Source organism: Sulfurovum sp. UBA12169, assembly GCA_002742845.1.
Taxonomy (GTDB): Bacteria; Campylobacterota; Campylobacteria; order Campylobacterales; family Sulfurovaceae; genus Sulfurovum.
In genome coordinates this window covers 246,069-261,072 of record DLUH01000001.1, presented here as the reverse complement: position 1 = coordinate 261,072, position 15,004 = coordinate 246,069, and the positions used below count along the sequence as shown (strand labels likewise).

General features: G+C 41.4%; 13 protein-coding genes, 2 tRNA genes and 1 CRISPR repeat array. Of the genes, 5 read left to right on the top strand and 10 right to left on the bottom strand.

Annotated features, from left to right (window positions below; genetic code table 11):
- The first annotated feature begins 14 nt into the window (after positions 1-14).
- Both CFH81_01380 and CFH81_01375 read left to right on the top strand, forming a co-directional pair.
- A complete protein-coding gene (locus tag CFH81_01380) occupies positions 15-455 on the top strand; it encodes a cytochrome C (protein DAB40976.1) in 441 nt (146 codons plus the stop codon).
- Between the two features lie 73 nt (positions 456-528).
- Entirely contained in the window at positions 529-915 is a 387-nt protein-coding gene (locus tag CFH81_01375; GenBank protein ID DAB40975.1) for a dethiobiotin synthase, read from the top strand.
- A 184-nt stretch (positions 916-1,099) separates the two neighbouring features.
- Here CFH81_01375 and CFH81_01370 read toward each other — a convergent pair whose 3' ends face one another.
- Positions 1,100-1,630, bottom strand: a complete 531-nt coding sequence (locus CFH81_01370; protein ID DAB40974.1) for an alkylhydroperoxidase — start codon at positions 1,628-1,630, stop codon at positions 1,100-1,102.
- Positions 1,631-1,838: 208 nt separating this feature from the next.
- Here CFH81_01370 and CFH81_01365 point away from each other — a divergent pair, with 208 nt between their 5' ends.
- Complete coding sequence (locus tag CFH81_01365; GenBank protein ID DAB40973.1) at positions 1,839-2,501, top strand: uracil-DNA glycosylase; 663 nt, start codon at positions 1,839-1,841, stop codon at positions 2,499-2,501.
- Between the two features lie 73 nt (positions 2,502-2,574).
- On the opposite strand, the gene acs is transcribed toward CFH81_01365, so the two are convergent.
- From acs to CFH81_01320, 9 genes are all read right to left on the bottom strand, one after another.
- Positions 2,575-4,533: an acetate--CoA ligase gene (gene acs, locus CFH81_01360; GenBank protein ID DAB40972.1), complete on the bottom strand. Its 1,959-nt coding sequence runs from the start codon at positions 4,531-4,533 to the stop codon at positions 2,575-2,577.
- 13 nt (positions 4,534-4,546) lie between these two features.
- The gene (locus tag CFH81_01355; protein ID DAB40971.1) at positions 4,547-5,161 is read right to left on the bottom strand and encodes a DNA polymerase III subunit epsilon; all 615 of its coding nucleotides are present in this window, start codon (positions 5,159-5,161) and stop codon (positions 4,547-4,549) included.
- Positions 5,162-6,988 carry a hypothetical protein gene (locus CFH81_01350; GenBank protein DAB40970.1) on the bottom strand — a complete coding sequence of 609 codons (1,827 nt, stop codon included), beginning with the start codon at positions 6,986-6,988 and terminating at the stop codon, positions 5,162-5,164.
- Positions 6,989-7,042: 54 nt separating this feature from the next.
- Positions 7,043-8,713 carry a cation acetate symporter gene (actP, locus tag CFH81_01345; GenBank protein ID DAB40969.1) on the bottom strand — a complete coding sequence of 557 codons (1,671 nt, stop codon included), beginning with the start codon at positions 8,711-8,713 and terminating at the stop codon, positions 7,043-7,045.
- A 10-nt stretch (positions 8,714-8,723) separates the two neighbouring features.
- The gene (locus tag CFH81_01340; protein DAB40968.1) at positions 8,724-9,029 is read right to left on the bottom strand and encodes a hypothetical protein; all 306 of its coding nucleotides are present in this window, start codon (positions 9,027-9,029) and stop codon (positions 8,724-8,726) included.
- A gap of 12 nt (positions 9,030-9,041) precedes the next feature.
- The gene (locus CFH81_01335; GenBank protein DAB40967.1) at positions 9,042-10,361 is read right to left on the bottom strand and encodes an outer membrane porin, OprD family; all 1,320 of its coding nucleotides are present in this window, start codon (positions 10,359-10,361) and stop codon (positions 9,042-9,044) included.
- A gap of 131 nt (positions 10,362-10,492) precedes the next feature.
- Positions 10,493-11,155, bottom strand: coding sequence for a DNA-binding response regulator (locus CFH81_01330; protein DAB40966.1), 663 nt, complete (start codon positions 11,153-11,155; stop codon positions 10,493-10,495).
- Positions 11,152-12,747 (bottom strand): hypothetical protein, encoded by a 1,596-nt coding sequence (locus CFH81_01325; GenBank protein ID DAB40965.1) that lies wholly within the window; start codon positions 12,745-12,747, stop codon positions 11,152-11,154. The genes CFH81_01330 and CFH81_01325 overlap by 4 nt, the downstream gene beginning before the upstream one ends.
- A gap of 25 nt (positions 12,748-12,772) precedes the next feature.
- Positions 12,773-13,804, bottom strand: a complete 1,032-nt coding sequence (locus tag CFH81_01320) for a bifunctional 3,4-dihydroxy-2-butanone 4-phosphate synthase/GTP cyclohydrolase II (GenBank protein DAB40964.1) — start codon at positions 13,802-13,804, stop codon at positions 12,773-12,775.
- A gap of 171 nt (positions 13,805-13,975) precedes the next feature.
- On the opposite strand from CFH81_01320, the gene CFH81_01315 reads away from it, so the two are divergent.
- Positions 13,976-14,050: transfer RNA gene (locus CFH81_01315), tRNA-Gln, on the top strand.
- A 34-nt stretch (positions 14,051-14,084) separates the two neighbouring features.
- Positions 14,085-14,161: transfer RNA gene (locus tag CFH81_01310), tRNA-Met, on the top strand.
- Positions 14,162-14,491: 330 nt separating this feature from the next.
- Positions 14,492-14,954: a CRISPR direct-repeat array (repeat unit 28 nt; unit sequence TTTCTAAGCTGCCTATCCGGCAGTGTAC).
- Positions 14,955-15,004 lie beyond the last annotated feature (50 nt).

Below are 15,004 nucleotides of genomic sequence, written 5' to 3'. Positions count from 1 at the left end.
AGGAAAGACAATAGATGGCAAAAACAATCGCTTTGTGGGGGATTGCATTTTTGCTTTTATTGCAAACCGTTCAAATAGAGATATCAACTCCTTCCGCCATTGATCCCAAAAGGGAAATAGATGCTCCAAAAGAGATCATAAAGATGCTAAAAGTCTCTTGCTATGATTGCCACTCCTATCAAACAAAAATGCCATGGTACGCAAATGTGGCACCTTTTTCATGGAGTGTGCGAAGCCACATCAAAAAAGGCCGAAATTGGTTCAATTTCCAAGAATGGAATAGCTATGATGAAGAGAAAAAGCAGAAGATATACAAAGGTATCGCTGAAACCATTAGCTACAGCATGCCAATGCCTATGTATTTAAGCTTTCACGACGAGGCAAAGCTCACCCAACAAGAAAGAAACAGGATTAAAAAATGGGCACAAAACAACATAAAAGATGAAAATGAGTAAATAAGATAAAAATTATCCTATTTAACTTTTTTTTATGGTATAATTTTATTAAACCACATATAAAGGAAAATAAATGCCAAAAATTAATAAATACGTAGATATTGATACCGTAGAGAGAGAAGCAAAAAAAGATCTTATTGACAGACATTCTCCGTTTATTCACTGTGCCGATACGGCAAAAGCCGGTGAGCCATTTGAAGTGACAGTAAAAATGGGCAACGAATATACGCATCCGGATGATTTTGATCACTATATTGAATCCGTAACCCTTTTTAACGGTGATACGCTGCTTGCTAGGGCTACTTATGTACCCGGAACTCTAGGAAACACAAAAGCACATAACACCACTACATTTACTATCATCCCAACCGGTAAAAAACTTAATCTTATAGCACACGGTTACTGTACAAAACACGGTATCTGGGAAGGTACGCCTGTGGAGATCACGGTAGAAGGATAATTCTTCGCCATTTTCTCTGCGATAGGGCTTTGTGCCCTATTGTGTGTATTTCACTTATTTTTAACTTACTTATATTTTACTATTTTAAATAACCATTGAAATCGCACAATGTTTTCCCCGCTCCTCTCATCCTTGAAAAAGAATGAAAGAAAACAAAGAAGGGTGTTGTTGCCATTTTGCATCCCTACTTTCCAAGCCCGAATACATTTGAAAGCGTATTGATATAGTTAAAGTACCCTGTGATCGCTACGGCTTCGACAATTTGCATATCACTCCACCCCATCGCTTTGAGCGCATCTATCTCTTCTTTGAGGATTTTATAATTGTCTTTGCGCGATGCTTTAATGCAGAAGTTCAACAATGCCTTGTCTTTGCCCTCTACATGCATCGCATCTACTCCCTGCAGTATCTCTTCGATCTGCTCCTCGCTTATCCCCAGCATCGCTGCGATGCTTTTGTGTACATCCACACACATGCTGCATCCGTTCTCTTTGGAGATCAAAAGCGCTATCGCTTCTTTGATAACATACGGAAGCGTTGTTTCGTTGAGTAAATACCCCTGCACCATCCCATCCGTTGCAAAATAAACTTTTTCATCTACTGCCATCAGTTTAAATATCTCTCCAAGCTGTCCTGTTTTTTCCAAAATCGGCCGTGCCTTCTCTTGGATCGCGGGTGACATTGCTTTAAATTCGGGTAGTTGTATATGTGCCATCGATGCCCTTTTGTATAGTATTAAATTTATAATTTTAATTATAAGATATGATTTTTAAATAGAAATGCTATAAATAAATTATCAATTCAATATCTTCAAGTCTGCAAAACAAACATCGTTAATCAACAATTTTTTGCCGCACGAAAGAAAATAAATGCTTTAAAGACGCAAATGAGCAGCTCAAACATTTATCTGCTATAATTTCTTTATGAAAAATCTTAAAAATGCACTTTTACTTAAACAGTTGTACCAACTCAAACAGTTGGGTTATCAGTACACGGATATCACCCTTTTTAAAGAGGATGATTTGGATTTATCTCTTCCGGGCACACTTGATCTCTTGCAAAAGCAGGCAAATCAATGCCATCTTTGCGATCTAAGCAAAACTCGCCAAAAAGTAGTGTTTGGAGAAGGAAATCCTTCGGCTGAAATTATGTTTGTCGGAGAGGCTCCGGGTGCATCGGAGGACAGTACAGGAAAGCCTTTTGTCGGTCGTTCAGGCGAACTTTTGACAAAGATGATAGAAAATGTTCTTCTTGTTTCGCGAAATGACGTGTATATTACAAATATTGTGAAATGCCGTCCGCCGGGAAACCGAGAACCTGCACCCAGTGAAGCTTATACGTGCAAACCTTATTTATTGAAACAAATAGAACTTATCAAGCCGAAACTGATTATTGCGTTGGGGGGTACTGCCTATTTTTATCTTACAGGAGATGAAACCCCTATCGGAAAAGTCAGGGGTACTATTTTTAAAAAAGAGCGTTATATCGTGATACCGACGTACCATCCAAGTTATTTACTCAGAAATCCTTCCGCGAAAAAAGAAGCATTTGAAGATTTGCTAAAAGTAAAAAGCCTTATGGCTTGATTTGAAAAATAAAAATAGAGAAAATTATTTTATTTGCAGTTACAGAGGCAGACAAAACCGCCTCTGTGTAAAATTATAGTCGGCAAGATTTTACGATTGATTCGATTTTGCCTACGATAGACGGATCTTCCAATGTAGAAGTATCCTGTGTAATTTCTTCATTTTTAACAATACTTCGCAATATTCTTCTCATAATCTTGCCGCTTCTTGTTTTTGGAAGATCCGGAACAAACACGATATCATCACATAGTGCAATTGCACCGATCTCTTTTTTTATGATATTGTTTATCTCTTTGGTTAGTTCAATCTCTTCTGCCAAACTTTCTTCCGATTTGAGAACGATATAGGCAAAGATTCCCTCCCCTTTGATCGGATGCGGTTTGCCTACAACTGCCACTGCCGCGACGTTCGAATGCTTTTTAATCGCTGCTTCAACTTCGGCTGTTCCCATTCGGTGCCCGGAAACATTGATAACATCATCCGTTCTTCCGGTAATGGTTATATATCCCTCTTCATCGATCATCGCGCCGTCACCCGTAAAGTAAACCGGTTTGCCCTCTTTTTTGCAATCTCCAAAATAGGATTTTACAAATCTCTCAGGATCGCCCCAGATTGTTCTGATCATGCTTGGCCATGGTTTTGTAATACACATAAAGCCTTTCTCGCCTATCGGTGCAGGATTTCCTACTTCATCGATAACTTCCGCTATGATTCCGGGAAGTGCAAACGTAGCGCATGCAGGCTTGATGGGCGTTGCTCCGGGAAGCGGAGAGATCATGTGTCCGCCCGTCTCTGTCTGCCAGTAGGTGTCCACAATAGCACACTTGCTTCCGCCAATCTCTTCGTAATACCATTTCCATGCAGCCGGATCGATAGGTTCTCCGACGGTTCCCAAAACCCTAAGCGAACTTAAATCATATTTTTTAGGCTCATCTTGACCTGTCTTATGAAGAAGTCTGATCGCTGTAGGCGCCGTATAGAACTGATTTACTTGATACTCTTCTACCATTCTCCAGCATCTTCCTGCATCAGGGAATGTAGGCACGCCTTCAAACATTACCGTAGTTGCACCCGCAGCAAGCGGCCCATAAACAATATAGGTATGTCCGGTGATCCAGCCTACATCGGCTGTACACCAATAGGTATCATTCTCTTTAAGATCAAATACCCACTCCATCGTCATTTGCGCCCAAAGAATATATCCGGCGCTTGAATGCTGTACTCCTTTTGGTTTTCCGGTACTTCCTGAAGTGTAAAGCAAGAAAAGAGGATCTTCACTCTCCATCGGTTCTGCTGCACATTTGGATGATTCGTTTTTCACTAGTTCATTATAGGCATAATCACGTCCCGGTTCCCAATGGATCTCTTCGCCGTTGCGTTCAACCACACATACTGCCTTGACGCATTCGCATCCTGTACTGAGCGCTTCATCCACTACCGGTTTGAGCATATAGGGATTGCCTTTTCTGTAGGCTCCGTCTGATGTTACAACAAGTTTTGCCTGGGCATCGATAATTCTGTCTCTCAATGCTTCTGCACTGAAGCCGCCAAATACCACAGAATGGATAGCCCCGATCTTCGCGCAGGCAAGCATGCTGATTGCAGCCTCAGGGATCATCGGCATATAAAGCACTACCCTATCTCCCTTGGTGATGCCAAATTGGTTTTTAAACATATTGGCTGTTTTGTTGACTTCATAGGCCAGTTCTCTATAGGTAAGCACTTGCTGGTCGCCGTTATCTCCTTCAAAGATAATAGCTGCTTTATTTTTGCGCGTTAACAAATGTCGATCGATACATTGGTGTGCTACATTGAGCTGTCCACCCTCAAACCACTTGTAAAAGGGTGCTTCGCTTTCATTGAGTACCATATCAAACGGTTTAAACCAGTCAATTTTTTCTTTGGCGTAGTCACCCCAAAAACCTTCATAGTCTTCTTTTGCCTTGTTCATCAATGCATGGTATTCATCCATGCTTTTAATGGCAGCAATTGAAGCATATTGTGGATTTGGTTGATAGATCTCTTGTAACATTATTTTCTCCTGTTTATTTTAATTTAATTGTATGTTTTAATTTTAAATACATCATAGCTGTCATGATGGCATCATTGAGTGCATCATGTGCCTTTAATCTAGGCAGTGCTAAATTCGCCACTATTGTATCAAACCTTAGGTCTATATTCCCTTGAGGGATAGTGGAAATTTTTTTATCATAATAGAGTGCTGATACCTCCTCTTGCTTGTTGGGTAATGTAATTCCAAACATTTTTTTAGTATATTTATTGATCATTGCGACATCAAATTCCAGATAATATCCTGCCAGTGTTCTGTTGCCTATAAAATGCAAAAACGATTCAATCGCTTCTTCGATGGCAACAGCATCCTGAAGATCGCAATTTCTAATCTGGTGTATCTTGATGCTTTCATGCGCAATCTCTTTTTTTTGCTGTACATAGATATGCAATGCCTGATCTGTAAGTATTTTGTCGCCCTTGATCTTGACTGCACCGATTGAGACAATATGATCCTTTTGGGGATCGAGTCCGGTTGTTTCGCAGTCAAAGACTACAATTTCATCACCGGGAGTCTCGTCAAATAAAAAAGCAAAACGTTCATCACTCAAATGTTTTCGATTCCATTTGCGTTTTAGACTTTCAAACATTTATCCCACCATAGAAAGATGAAAATGGTAACTGATCATCTTTTTGAACGAATGGACGCTTTTAATCGCTTCTTTTAGAAGATCGCGTTCGAGCTTTCCTATCTCAACAATAGAAATATAGTTGTCTATTTTTTTTCCTTTTGCTGATTTTTCCAGCTGCGAATGCAATCTTAACGTATTGATAACCTCAAAAGCTTCAATCAACTCGCTTGCATCTTCTTTATTCATAAATCCTATATTGTTTAACGCTTTGATGCGCAAAATCGTATTGGTTGGTTCAATCGCATGCTCAAGAGCCAGCGCACGAACTCCGTGAACCAGTGCAAAAAGTGCACCTTTTTTGATATCAATTTCATTTTGATGCTCTTTTGCGCCTGTAACAAATTGGGAAAAAAGCCCCAACGCAGATTCAAAATGCTCAATAGGCTTTGCAAAATGCGCCAGAACACTTTGATATCCGCTCATTTTCTCTATAAGATATTCTCTAAGCTGAGTATGCAGGTTTTTCTCTCCGGCTATTGCAACAGAATCAAATAAAATTGCCATATTGATAAAGCCTTCATGCGTTTGTCCTTCTACCCAGCTGTCTATATCATTTTTATAGCCATCAATGGACTTGCGCCACTGAGGATTAATCACCATGATATTGCCGCTGCAGCGGGGAAACCCTATGTTGTCCAGCGTAAGAATAAACTTTTGTGTAATTTCTTCAATGTTATCGGGTAAAAATCCCTCTTCAAATATCAGAGCATTGTCCTGATCTGTTCGCAAGATCTGCTCTCCTCTTCCTTCGCTTCCAAGCAGGATCAATGTACATTTTTCATGCCAGGATTTAGGAAAGATCATCTCAAAGAGCCTAAGATACATTTTTTTATTGATTTCAGAAACCAGTTTGGCAATATATCTGCTCTTGACGCCCTTGGCATGCAAAGCGTTGATCATGATCTCTACCCTTTTGGCCGCATCGATCACCGCTTCAAGAGTGGATGCCTTTTCCATCTGTGCCGAGATGAGATGGGATTGGTTTGAAAAAAAACTCAACAGGTCAATAAGTTCCAAAACCCCCAAAACCTCTCCCGTCTTATCAAGCACAGGAAGGTGTTTGATCGTACGCTCAGTCATCAAAAGCAAAATATTAAAAAGCAATTCCCCCTCTTCTATGGAGATCACAGGATAACTTTGTATATCTGAAAGACGATGAAGCTCTTGACTTTGCTGATACAATATGTAGTATCTAAGATCGGCATCGGTAACAATGCCGTATCCCTGCGGATTTTTAACAATGACTGATGTGGCATTGCACTCTTCCATTTTTTTCAAAGAATCTATGATGGGCATATCAGAAGCCAGTACACACGCATTGTGCAAGATACTCTTGTCCACTCTTGCCATCATTAGATCACTCATCGCTGTATATTCGCGTTTTTCTTTGAGCATTTCAAGACGCTCAACGATTGAAGAAAAAAAATAATCCTTAAATGCTTTATTTGATTCACAGAGTTTCAGAAACACTTCTTTCTTGATTTCATAACAAATCAATTCTTCTGTTACTTTGTATTGATAAAGAGACGCTTGATTTTTAAGAAGTTCAATTCCGCCAAAGGCATCATGTGTTCTGTAAACATCGATAAGCTCATCGTCATTATTTACTTCGACCATTCCCTTGATGATGACAAACAGTTTGTCAAAAAGAAAATTAGGCTCTGTCAATACCGTATGGTTTGGATAGTAGGCGATCTGAGCATTGCGCTCGATTAAAGCAAAAGCGGTGTCATCTAAAAATGAAAAGGGGGGATGCCCCTTAAGTGTTTCCAATAGTGCAATCATATGCAATTTCCTATCGAGAAAACCGCAGAAGCGGCTTTGCATCGTTTAATGCGTTTAGTGTGCCGATGCACCTTCTGCTCCAATACCTGTTTGAGATCTGATATCTTGCGCATCAAATGCTTCTATCTCACGTGCCGCATCATCGCTCTTGTCGGTAACCGAGAAGAACCATATCGCTACAAATGCAGCGATCACAGAGAAAAGTGCCGGATGCTTATAAGGGAATATTGCCTCAGCATTGCCAAGAACCTCTACCCAAATAACAGGGCTGATAATCAACAATATAACTGTCGTCAAAAGCCCGATAAATCCGCCGATTACCGCACCGCGTGTAGTAAGTTTCTTCCAGAACATTGCCAAAAAAAGCACAGGGAAGTTTGCTGACGCCGCAATCGCAAACGCAAGTCCAACCAAAAATGCAATATTTTGTTTTTCAAAAGCAATTCCAAGCAAAATGGCAATCACGCCAAGTCCTACCGTTGCCATTTTGGAAACTTTCATCTCTTTTGCTTCATCCACTTTGCCTTTCATGAAAACATTGGCATAAAGGTCATGCGAAATAGCTGACGCTCCCGCCAATGTAAGCCCTGCAACCACCGCCAAAATCGTAGCAAATGCCACCGCAGAAATAAAGCCTAAAAAGAAGTTTCCTCCTACCGCATGCGATAGATGCACTGCTGCCATATTGTTACCGCCCAAGATAGGTGCGCCGCCCTCTATCGCCTGTTTGGCAAGATCAAGATATTCAGGGTTGTTAAGTACCATTACGATAGCACCAAATCCGATGGTAAAGGTAAGGATATAGAAATATCCGATAAAACCTGTTGCATAGAATACAGATTTTCTCGCTTCTTTCGCATCAGCAACCGTAAAAAATCTCATCAGAATATGAGGCAATCCCGCAGTCCCCAACATCAATGCAAGTCCAAGAGAAATCGCAGAGACAGGATCAGACACCAGTCCGCCGGGACTCATAATCGCTTCACCCTTAGGGTGCACCTCTACTGCTTTTGCGAAAAGCGCTTCAAAACTGAAACCAAAATGTGCCAATACCGCCAGCGCCATAAACGTAGCTCCCGCAAGCAACAAACATGCTTTGATGATCTGTACCCAAGTAGTTGCAAGCATTCCACCGAAGGTCACATACATGATCATAAGAGCACCGACAAGCACTACCGCCCACGAGTAAGGAAGTCCAAAAAGAAGCTGAATAAGCTGTCCTGCTCCTACCATTTGAGCGATCAGATACAACACAACCGTAGCGATCGCCCCTGAGGCTGCCATAGTTCTTATAGGTCCTTGCTTAAGTCTATAAGCAACTACATCCGAAAAAGTATATTTTCCAAGATTTCTTAGTCTTTCAGAAACCAAAAATAAAATAACCGGCCAACCTACCAAGAATCCGATCGAATAGATCAGTCCATCATACCCTGCGCCGTAAACCAGTGCCGAAATCCCCAAAAAGGAAGCCGCCGACATATAGTCCCCTGCGATCGCCAATCCATTTTGAAATCCTGTAATACCTCCGCCGGCAGTATAGAAATCTTTAGCGGTTTTCGTTCTTTTGGCTGCCCAGTAAGTGATACCCAATGTTCCTGCCACAAAAACTAAAAACATAATAATCGCTGAAATATTCAGAGGCTGCTTTTGCACCTCACCCTCTAGCGCGCCCGCTGCAAATACCATGGCCCCCAGTGCCATGAAAGATAGTAAAATTTTCTTCATCTTCGCCCTTTTATTTTAATGCCTCTTTGACTTGGCGACTCAAGTCGTCAAATTCAGTGTTGGCTCTTTTGACATAAATTCCCGTCAAGACAAAAGCAATTACAATAATCCCCACTCCTATAGGAATACCCCATGTGGTAACACCCGAACCTAGCTTAGTGCCAAGCAAACTCGGATCAAATGCGATAACCAAAATGAATCCATAATAAATTACCAGCATAATAATAGAAAGTGTCCATGCAAAACGACTTCTTTTTGAAACAAGTTCTTGGTATTTAGGATCATTTTTGATCTGCTCTACAGTCTCTTTTTTCATCATTTCTCCTTGTTAGAAATTATAGTTTACGATAAACCGATACTCATCCCAGTCTGTTCCGGGAGCAAAATCTGTCGTAAAATTGGCTCTGAGTTTAAACTCGACATTTTTCATAGATTCCGGTATATAAGAAAAATCAAGTCCGCTCTCTTCGGCTTCCCATGCAATACCTGGCTGATAAGTATTGTCTGCACCGATATCAAACGATGTATAGTACGCCGTTGCAACCAACGGCATACCGTGATCTTTGAAGTTATAGCTTGCGGCCACTTTCCATGCATCGGTGTCGGCAAAGAACATATGTCTTGTTACCATCCCTTGCGTAAAGGCCGGCATACCGCCCCACGGGCTGATTATCCCGCCGTTTGTGACGGTGTCATTGTTTGATCCGGTCGTCGAAAACGCCGCATATCCGCTGAGGGCATTGTAGGCTGCGCCCAGTTTGGCTCCAAAATAGTTGCTCTCTACATCTCCGGCAAGCGCATCACCCACTTCGCTTTCATAGATGTATTGTGCAGAAGCGTTCATTTTTACTGCGCTGTTTAGCAAACAATCCCATCCGTAATCCGCCTGAAGATAGAGTGCATTGAGGATATCATGCGCATAGTAATCCCACGCCTGAAGCGTCAAGCCGGGGATACCTTTGTAGATCGCCGCTGCTGCGGTGACACCGTCGGTATCGTTTCCTGTGCCCAGCGCGATCTCGCCCATATCTTCAAATTCTCCGCTTTGAGCAGCAACAGTACCAAGACCATAGCCACTTTGAAGTCCCAACATACTGTTATCATAAATGTTGCTGAATGTTCCTGCAGTCTCTTTAGTCACATGCGCCAAGATAAGAGTGGTGTCCTTAATGTCTGTGTTGCTGAGCACTGCTGCTTCAAAAAGGTTGGGCAGCATTCTGGCTTCATCGCTTCCTGCCATCGGCGTATCAAGTCTTTGGCGGCCCACTTTAAGTGTCGTATTGTCTCTTTTGTAGTTCATATACAATTCGCCCAAGAACGTGTACGAATCCAAACCGTCACCAAAAAGCGACGGATCATAACTGGTTGCTTCCGTCGCGCTGCCGTGGATATCTACTTTGTTCGTAGAGTACCCTTTCGCCCCGATGCTTAGCCCATACCATGGTGCCGTTTCATATCCGAAATACCCGCCTACCGACAAAGAATTTCGATTGATTGTAGCTCCGGTATTGTAGGTTCTATCGATATAAAACGTTCGCAAAACCCCTGAAAATTCACCTTCTGTTAAAGCCTCTTCCAGTGTTTCGGCTGCCATGGCGCCGCTTGAAAGCATTGCGACTGTAACCAAACTTAACGCAATTTTTCTCATATTTTCCTCCAAATCAATTTTGATACACTCATTATGAGTGTTAAAAATAGCATTAACATAGCATCGGACAAAAAAGAGAAACAAAAAGAAAGTAATGTATAGTTTTGTTACACAAAAATAAAAAAAGCTGTTTATTTGATACGTTTTAGCCTATACCCTACCCCTTTAAGACTCTCTACAATATCCTCCTTGAGAATCTGTCTGACCCTGTGGACTTCTGCTCTGATTGTGGCATTATCTATATCGTTTCTGTCCCAAACATCATAACGCAGCATGTCAAAATCAACGATTTTCTCTATATTTGAAGCCAGCAGTTCTATGATCTGGGCTTGTTTTGGTGTAAGCGTCTGTTCCTCATTGTCAAAGAAAAGCCGTTTATTTTGCAGATCGTAAGTGTACATTTTGCTGATTTTGACATGATTTTTTGACGTGATATCTGCCATTTTGAGCAAACGGTCTATGTGCAGCGTAAGCTCTTTGAGATGAAAAGGTTTTTTAAGATAATCATAACACCCAAGCTCATACGCTTTGCTGATCTGCTCTATCTGGGTGATTGCCGAGATAAAGATTGTCGGAATGTAAATTTTGTCATTTTGGAGTTTTTCTAAAAGCGCAAGACCGTTTAGGGAGGGGGTATTGATATCAAGGATCAGCAAATCATATTCGTTTTGGCTGATCATCTCGTATGCTTCCAGGCCGTCTTCGCCCATCTGCACAAGATAGCCCGTTTGCGTCAAATACTCTGCTATAGCGCTTTGGAGCATCTTTTCGTCTTCAAGCAAAAAAACCTTCATGGAGAAACCTTTTTAAAATAGTAAGCAAATGTGGTGAGTTCGTCATTCGAATCAACTTCGATTCTGATGTCCTCTTTTTGGCAGATGGCACCTACGATCTCCAGGCCCAAACCAAATCCGCCTGCTTGTGTCTCTTCTTGATGGAACGCTTCAAATATCTGCTTTGTGTTTTCTATTTTTTTCGAGTGCGTAGCGCATGTTAAGACAGCGGTATCTTTTTCTTTATACAGCCTGATCCATATATCTGTTGATTTCTTGGCATATTTGATAGCATTTGAAAGGTTGTTGTCTATGATGCGCTGCAACTCTATCTCATTAAAATAGATCACACCCCCCCCTTCAATCTCTTCTTGAATTTTATGTCCGTTGCCTACAGCGATTTCTTCAAAAAACACAATGCGCTCATGCAAAAAAGAAGAAAAATCAATCCAATGCTTCTCATAGATGATGCGGTCTTTTTTCACCAGATAGCTGAGATCATCGTAGATATTGGCAATCATCTTGCTTGCTGCTTCTATCTTGGAAAGATAACTGTTTTGGCCGTACTTCATCTTATAGATATCTATATGCGTCATGATCACGGCTAAAGGCGTATTGATCTCATGAATAGAATGTTTGATAAAGCTGTCTTGCATATTTACCAGCTGTTTGTTGTATTCCATCTGCTTTTGCAGTTTTGCTGTTTTTTCCAAAACCTTTTTTTCCAAAGATGCATTCAGCTTTTTAAGTTCATAATTTTTTTGGTGCACGGCACTTACCATTTCGTTGACATATTGAACCAAAATGTGAAACTCTTTAAAGTATATCTGCTTTTTATCGATCACCACGTAGTGTTCGACGGCCTTTTTAAAAAAATCCCTAAAAGTGTCTATCTCGTTGCGAATAATCCCGTTGATCAATTTCATACCTGCAAAAGCCAAGCCAAATAAAATCGTAGCAAGCGTCAAAATCTCCATCATGTATTTGATCAAACGCTCCTTGAGGACACGCTTTCTCTCCATCATAAGATTTTCGATCTCATCGAGATAAACTCCCGTTCCGACAAGCCAGCCGTACGGCTCAAATCCGGTCACATAAGAAATTTTTTTTGAAAGTTGTTTTGTAACCGGATTGTCCCAAACGTATTCAACATACCCTCCGCCGGTTTTTGCTTTTTTTATAAGCGCATCAAGTACATCAAAACCGTTTTCGTTGTCTAACTGGCTCATTTTTTTGTTAAGATTTTTAGGTTTGTTCGGATCGGAGATGTTTGCTCCTTCAAGGGTGTAGATAAAAATATAGCTGCTGCTGTTTTTTTTGCTAAAAAGATGTTCGATGGAACTTACTATTCTTTCTTTAAGCATCTCCTGGTCTTGTTTTTTTGATCTGTCGTGCTCGTACCGAATATAGGTTAAAACACGCCTTGCTTCATCTTGAATGTGCTGTTTTTGTGCCGTCAAATAGTTTTGACGCAAAAGCACCTCTTCTTGTTCAAAATCTCTATACTCTTCAAAGATTACAAGAAAAGTGAAAAGGATAGCAAACAGAAAAAGAATTATCACCCCATACAGGTTGATCGCACTTAAACTGATCTTTTGAAAATATTTTTTCATTCTCTTTGTGTCGCATCCTGTTTGATCAGATGATGATCTTGTCTACTACGTTCAACCCAAACCCGCTTAGACCTACAAATTCGGTCTCTTTATTTGTCGTGAGAAGGTTGATATTTTTGATGCCAAGATCTTTCAGTATCTGGGCCCCTACGCCAAACTCTTTGGCTTGTTCGTGAGAAATGGTTTTGGTATCCAGAAAGATCAGCGTTCCTCCGTTGGTTTTCAAGTACTCCATGGCGTTGTGCAGGGTGTTGAAACGTTTGTCGTCGAGTATAAGATCGATATCAGAGCCGATATTGTGAAATTTTACATTGGATGTTTCATGCACTTTATAAAACTGCACAACCGTATGTACCCTGTCAAGGTGATCAACGTATGTCATCTTTTTTACCTTTGTGCCTCTGAGTTCACCCTCATCAGAAGAGAGACGCTTGATAAGCTGCTCGTTTGCCAGCCGATATTCAACGATATCAGAGATATAAACGATGGACAGATTGTGCGTCGCAGAAAAAGTTTTCAGATCATCCATCCGTGCCATCGTACCGTCATCCTTGATGATCTCGCATATCACCGCTGCGGGAGCCAAGCCTGCAAGCTTGCAAAGATCGACCGACCCCTCAGTATGTCCGGTGCGCACCAGGACGCCCCCGTCTTTGGCGATCAAAGGAAAGATATGCCCCGGACGAACAAAATCCTCCGCAGTCGTCAAAGGATGGGCGAGCTTGCAGATACAGTCATCCCTTTCGTGCGCGGAGATACCCGTCGTAGCTGTTTTTGAATCTATAGAAACAGTAAAGGCTGTTTCATGGTTTGAGATGTTGCGGCTCACCATCGGTACAAGGTCGAGTTTGGCAGCTATCTCATTGGTGATAGGCGCACAGATAAGCCCTCTAGCCTCTTTTGCCATAAAGTTCACCATCTGTGGAGTAGAAAATGTGGCAGCGTAGACCAGATCCCCTTCGTTTTCGCGATCCTCATCGTCCATCATAATGACCATCTTGCCATGCTTGATATCCTGTATGGCTTTTTCTACTCTCTTTATCGCATCTTGTGACATTTCTCTGTTCCCCCGCTTTTACACTTGCTGTAAAATATAGTAATTGTAAAAACATTATACCTTTTTGCACTTTATTTCACAACTTTTGTGAGTTTTTTGAAAATAGGTCTTGACAAGCGTGTGTCTTTGGAGTATAATGCCGTCCACATAAGCAGTTAGACTTATGAAGATTGGGGTATCGCCAAGCGGTAAGGCCTCGGTTTTTGGTACCGATATTCGGGGGTTCGAATCCCTCTACCCCATCCACCAGGATTTTTAAATCCTTCTTTTTTTCATCTGTCGCGGGATAGAGCAGTTCGGTAGCTCGTCGGGCTCATAACCCGAAGGTCGTCGGTTCAAATCCGGCTCCCGCAACCAATTTAACCTCCCAAAAGCCGTACTTTCAGAAGATTTCAAAAACTTAAAGTTTTCTTAGTGTCACCACGACTGTCACCATTGGTTTTGAACGGATTAAATAAACTTGCCAATTCTAATCACAAGTGCAATTCCACCTCAATCAAGCAGCTAAAACTTTAGCAAATTCTGTAAAAAATACCTCATACAGTATTTTGTAATTCAGCACTTTTCTAGGTCTGTGGTTTGGCTTGTATGGTAATGATAAGAAGTTCTCAAAAATCTGTCTTGACAAACGGGGACATTATATCCGGCAGTGTACTGCTATCTCGTATTAATTCGGGATTTTCACAATTTCTAAGCTGCTTATCCGGCAGTGTACCAAATAAGAAGCACAATAGAAAGCGCATTTTGTTTCTAAGCTGCCTATCCGGCNNTGCCTATCCGGCAGTGTACTCGCTATGGGAAAATAAAGGCTAGACTTCCCTTTTCTAAGCTGCCTATCCGGCAGTGTACGCAAATATTACCATTGTGCAGTTTATCCGAGTTTTCTAAGCTGCCTATCCGGCAGTGTACACTAATGGAGATATTTCGACCGCTGTCTATTCTTTTCTAAGCTGCCTATCCGGCAGTGTACTTTCGAACGTCCTAACATTGGAATGGTTTTGCTTTCTAAGCTGCCTATCCGGCAGTGTACAAGAAAACATTTATAGACGTTTACGACCTCTTTTTCTAAGCTGCCTATCCGGCAGTGTACTCCACAAAGAGTTACAGGTGCGCATCCGTAAATTTCTAAGCTGCCTATCCGGCAGTGTACAGAAAAAATACATACGGCGAGTTTGTAGAACATTTCTAAGCTGCCTATCC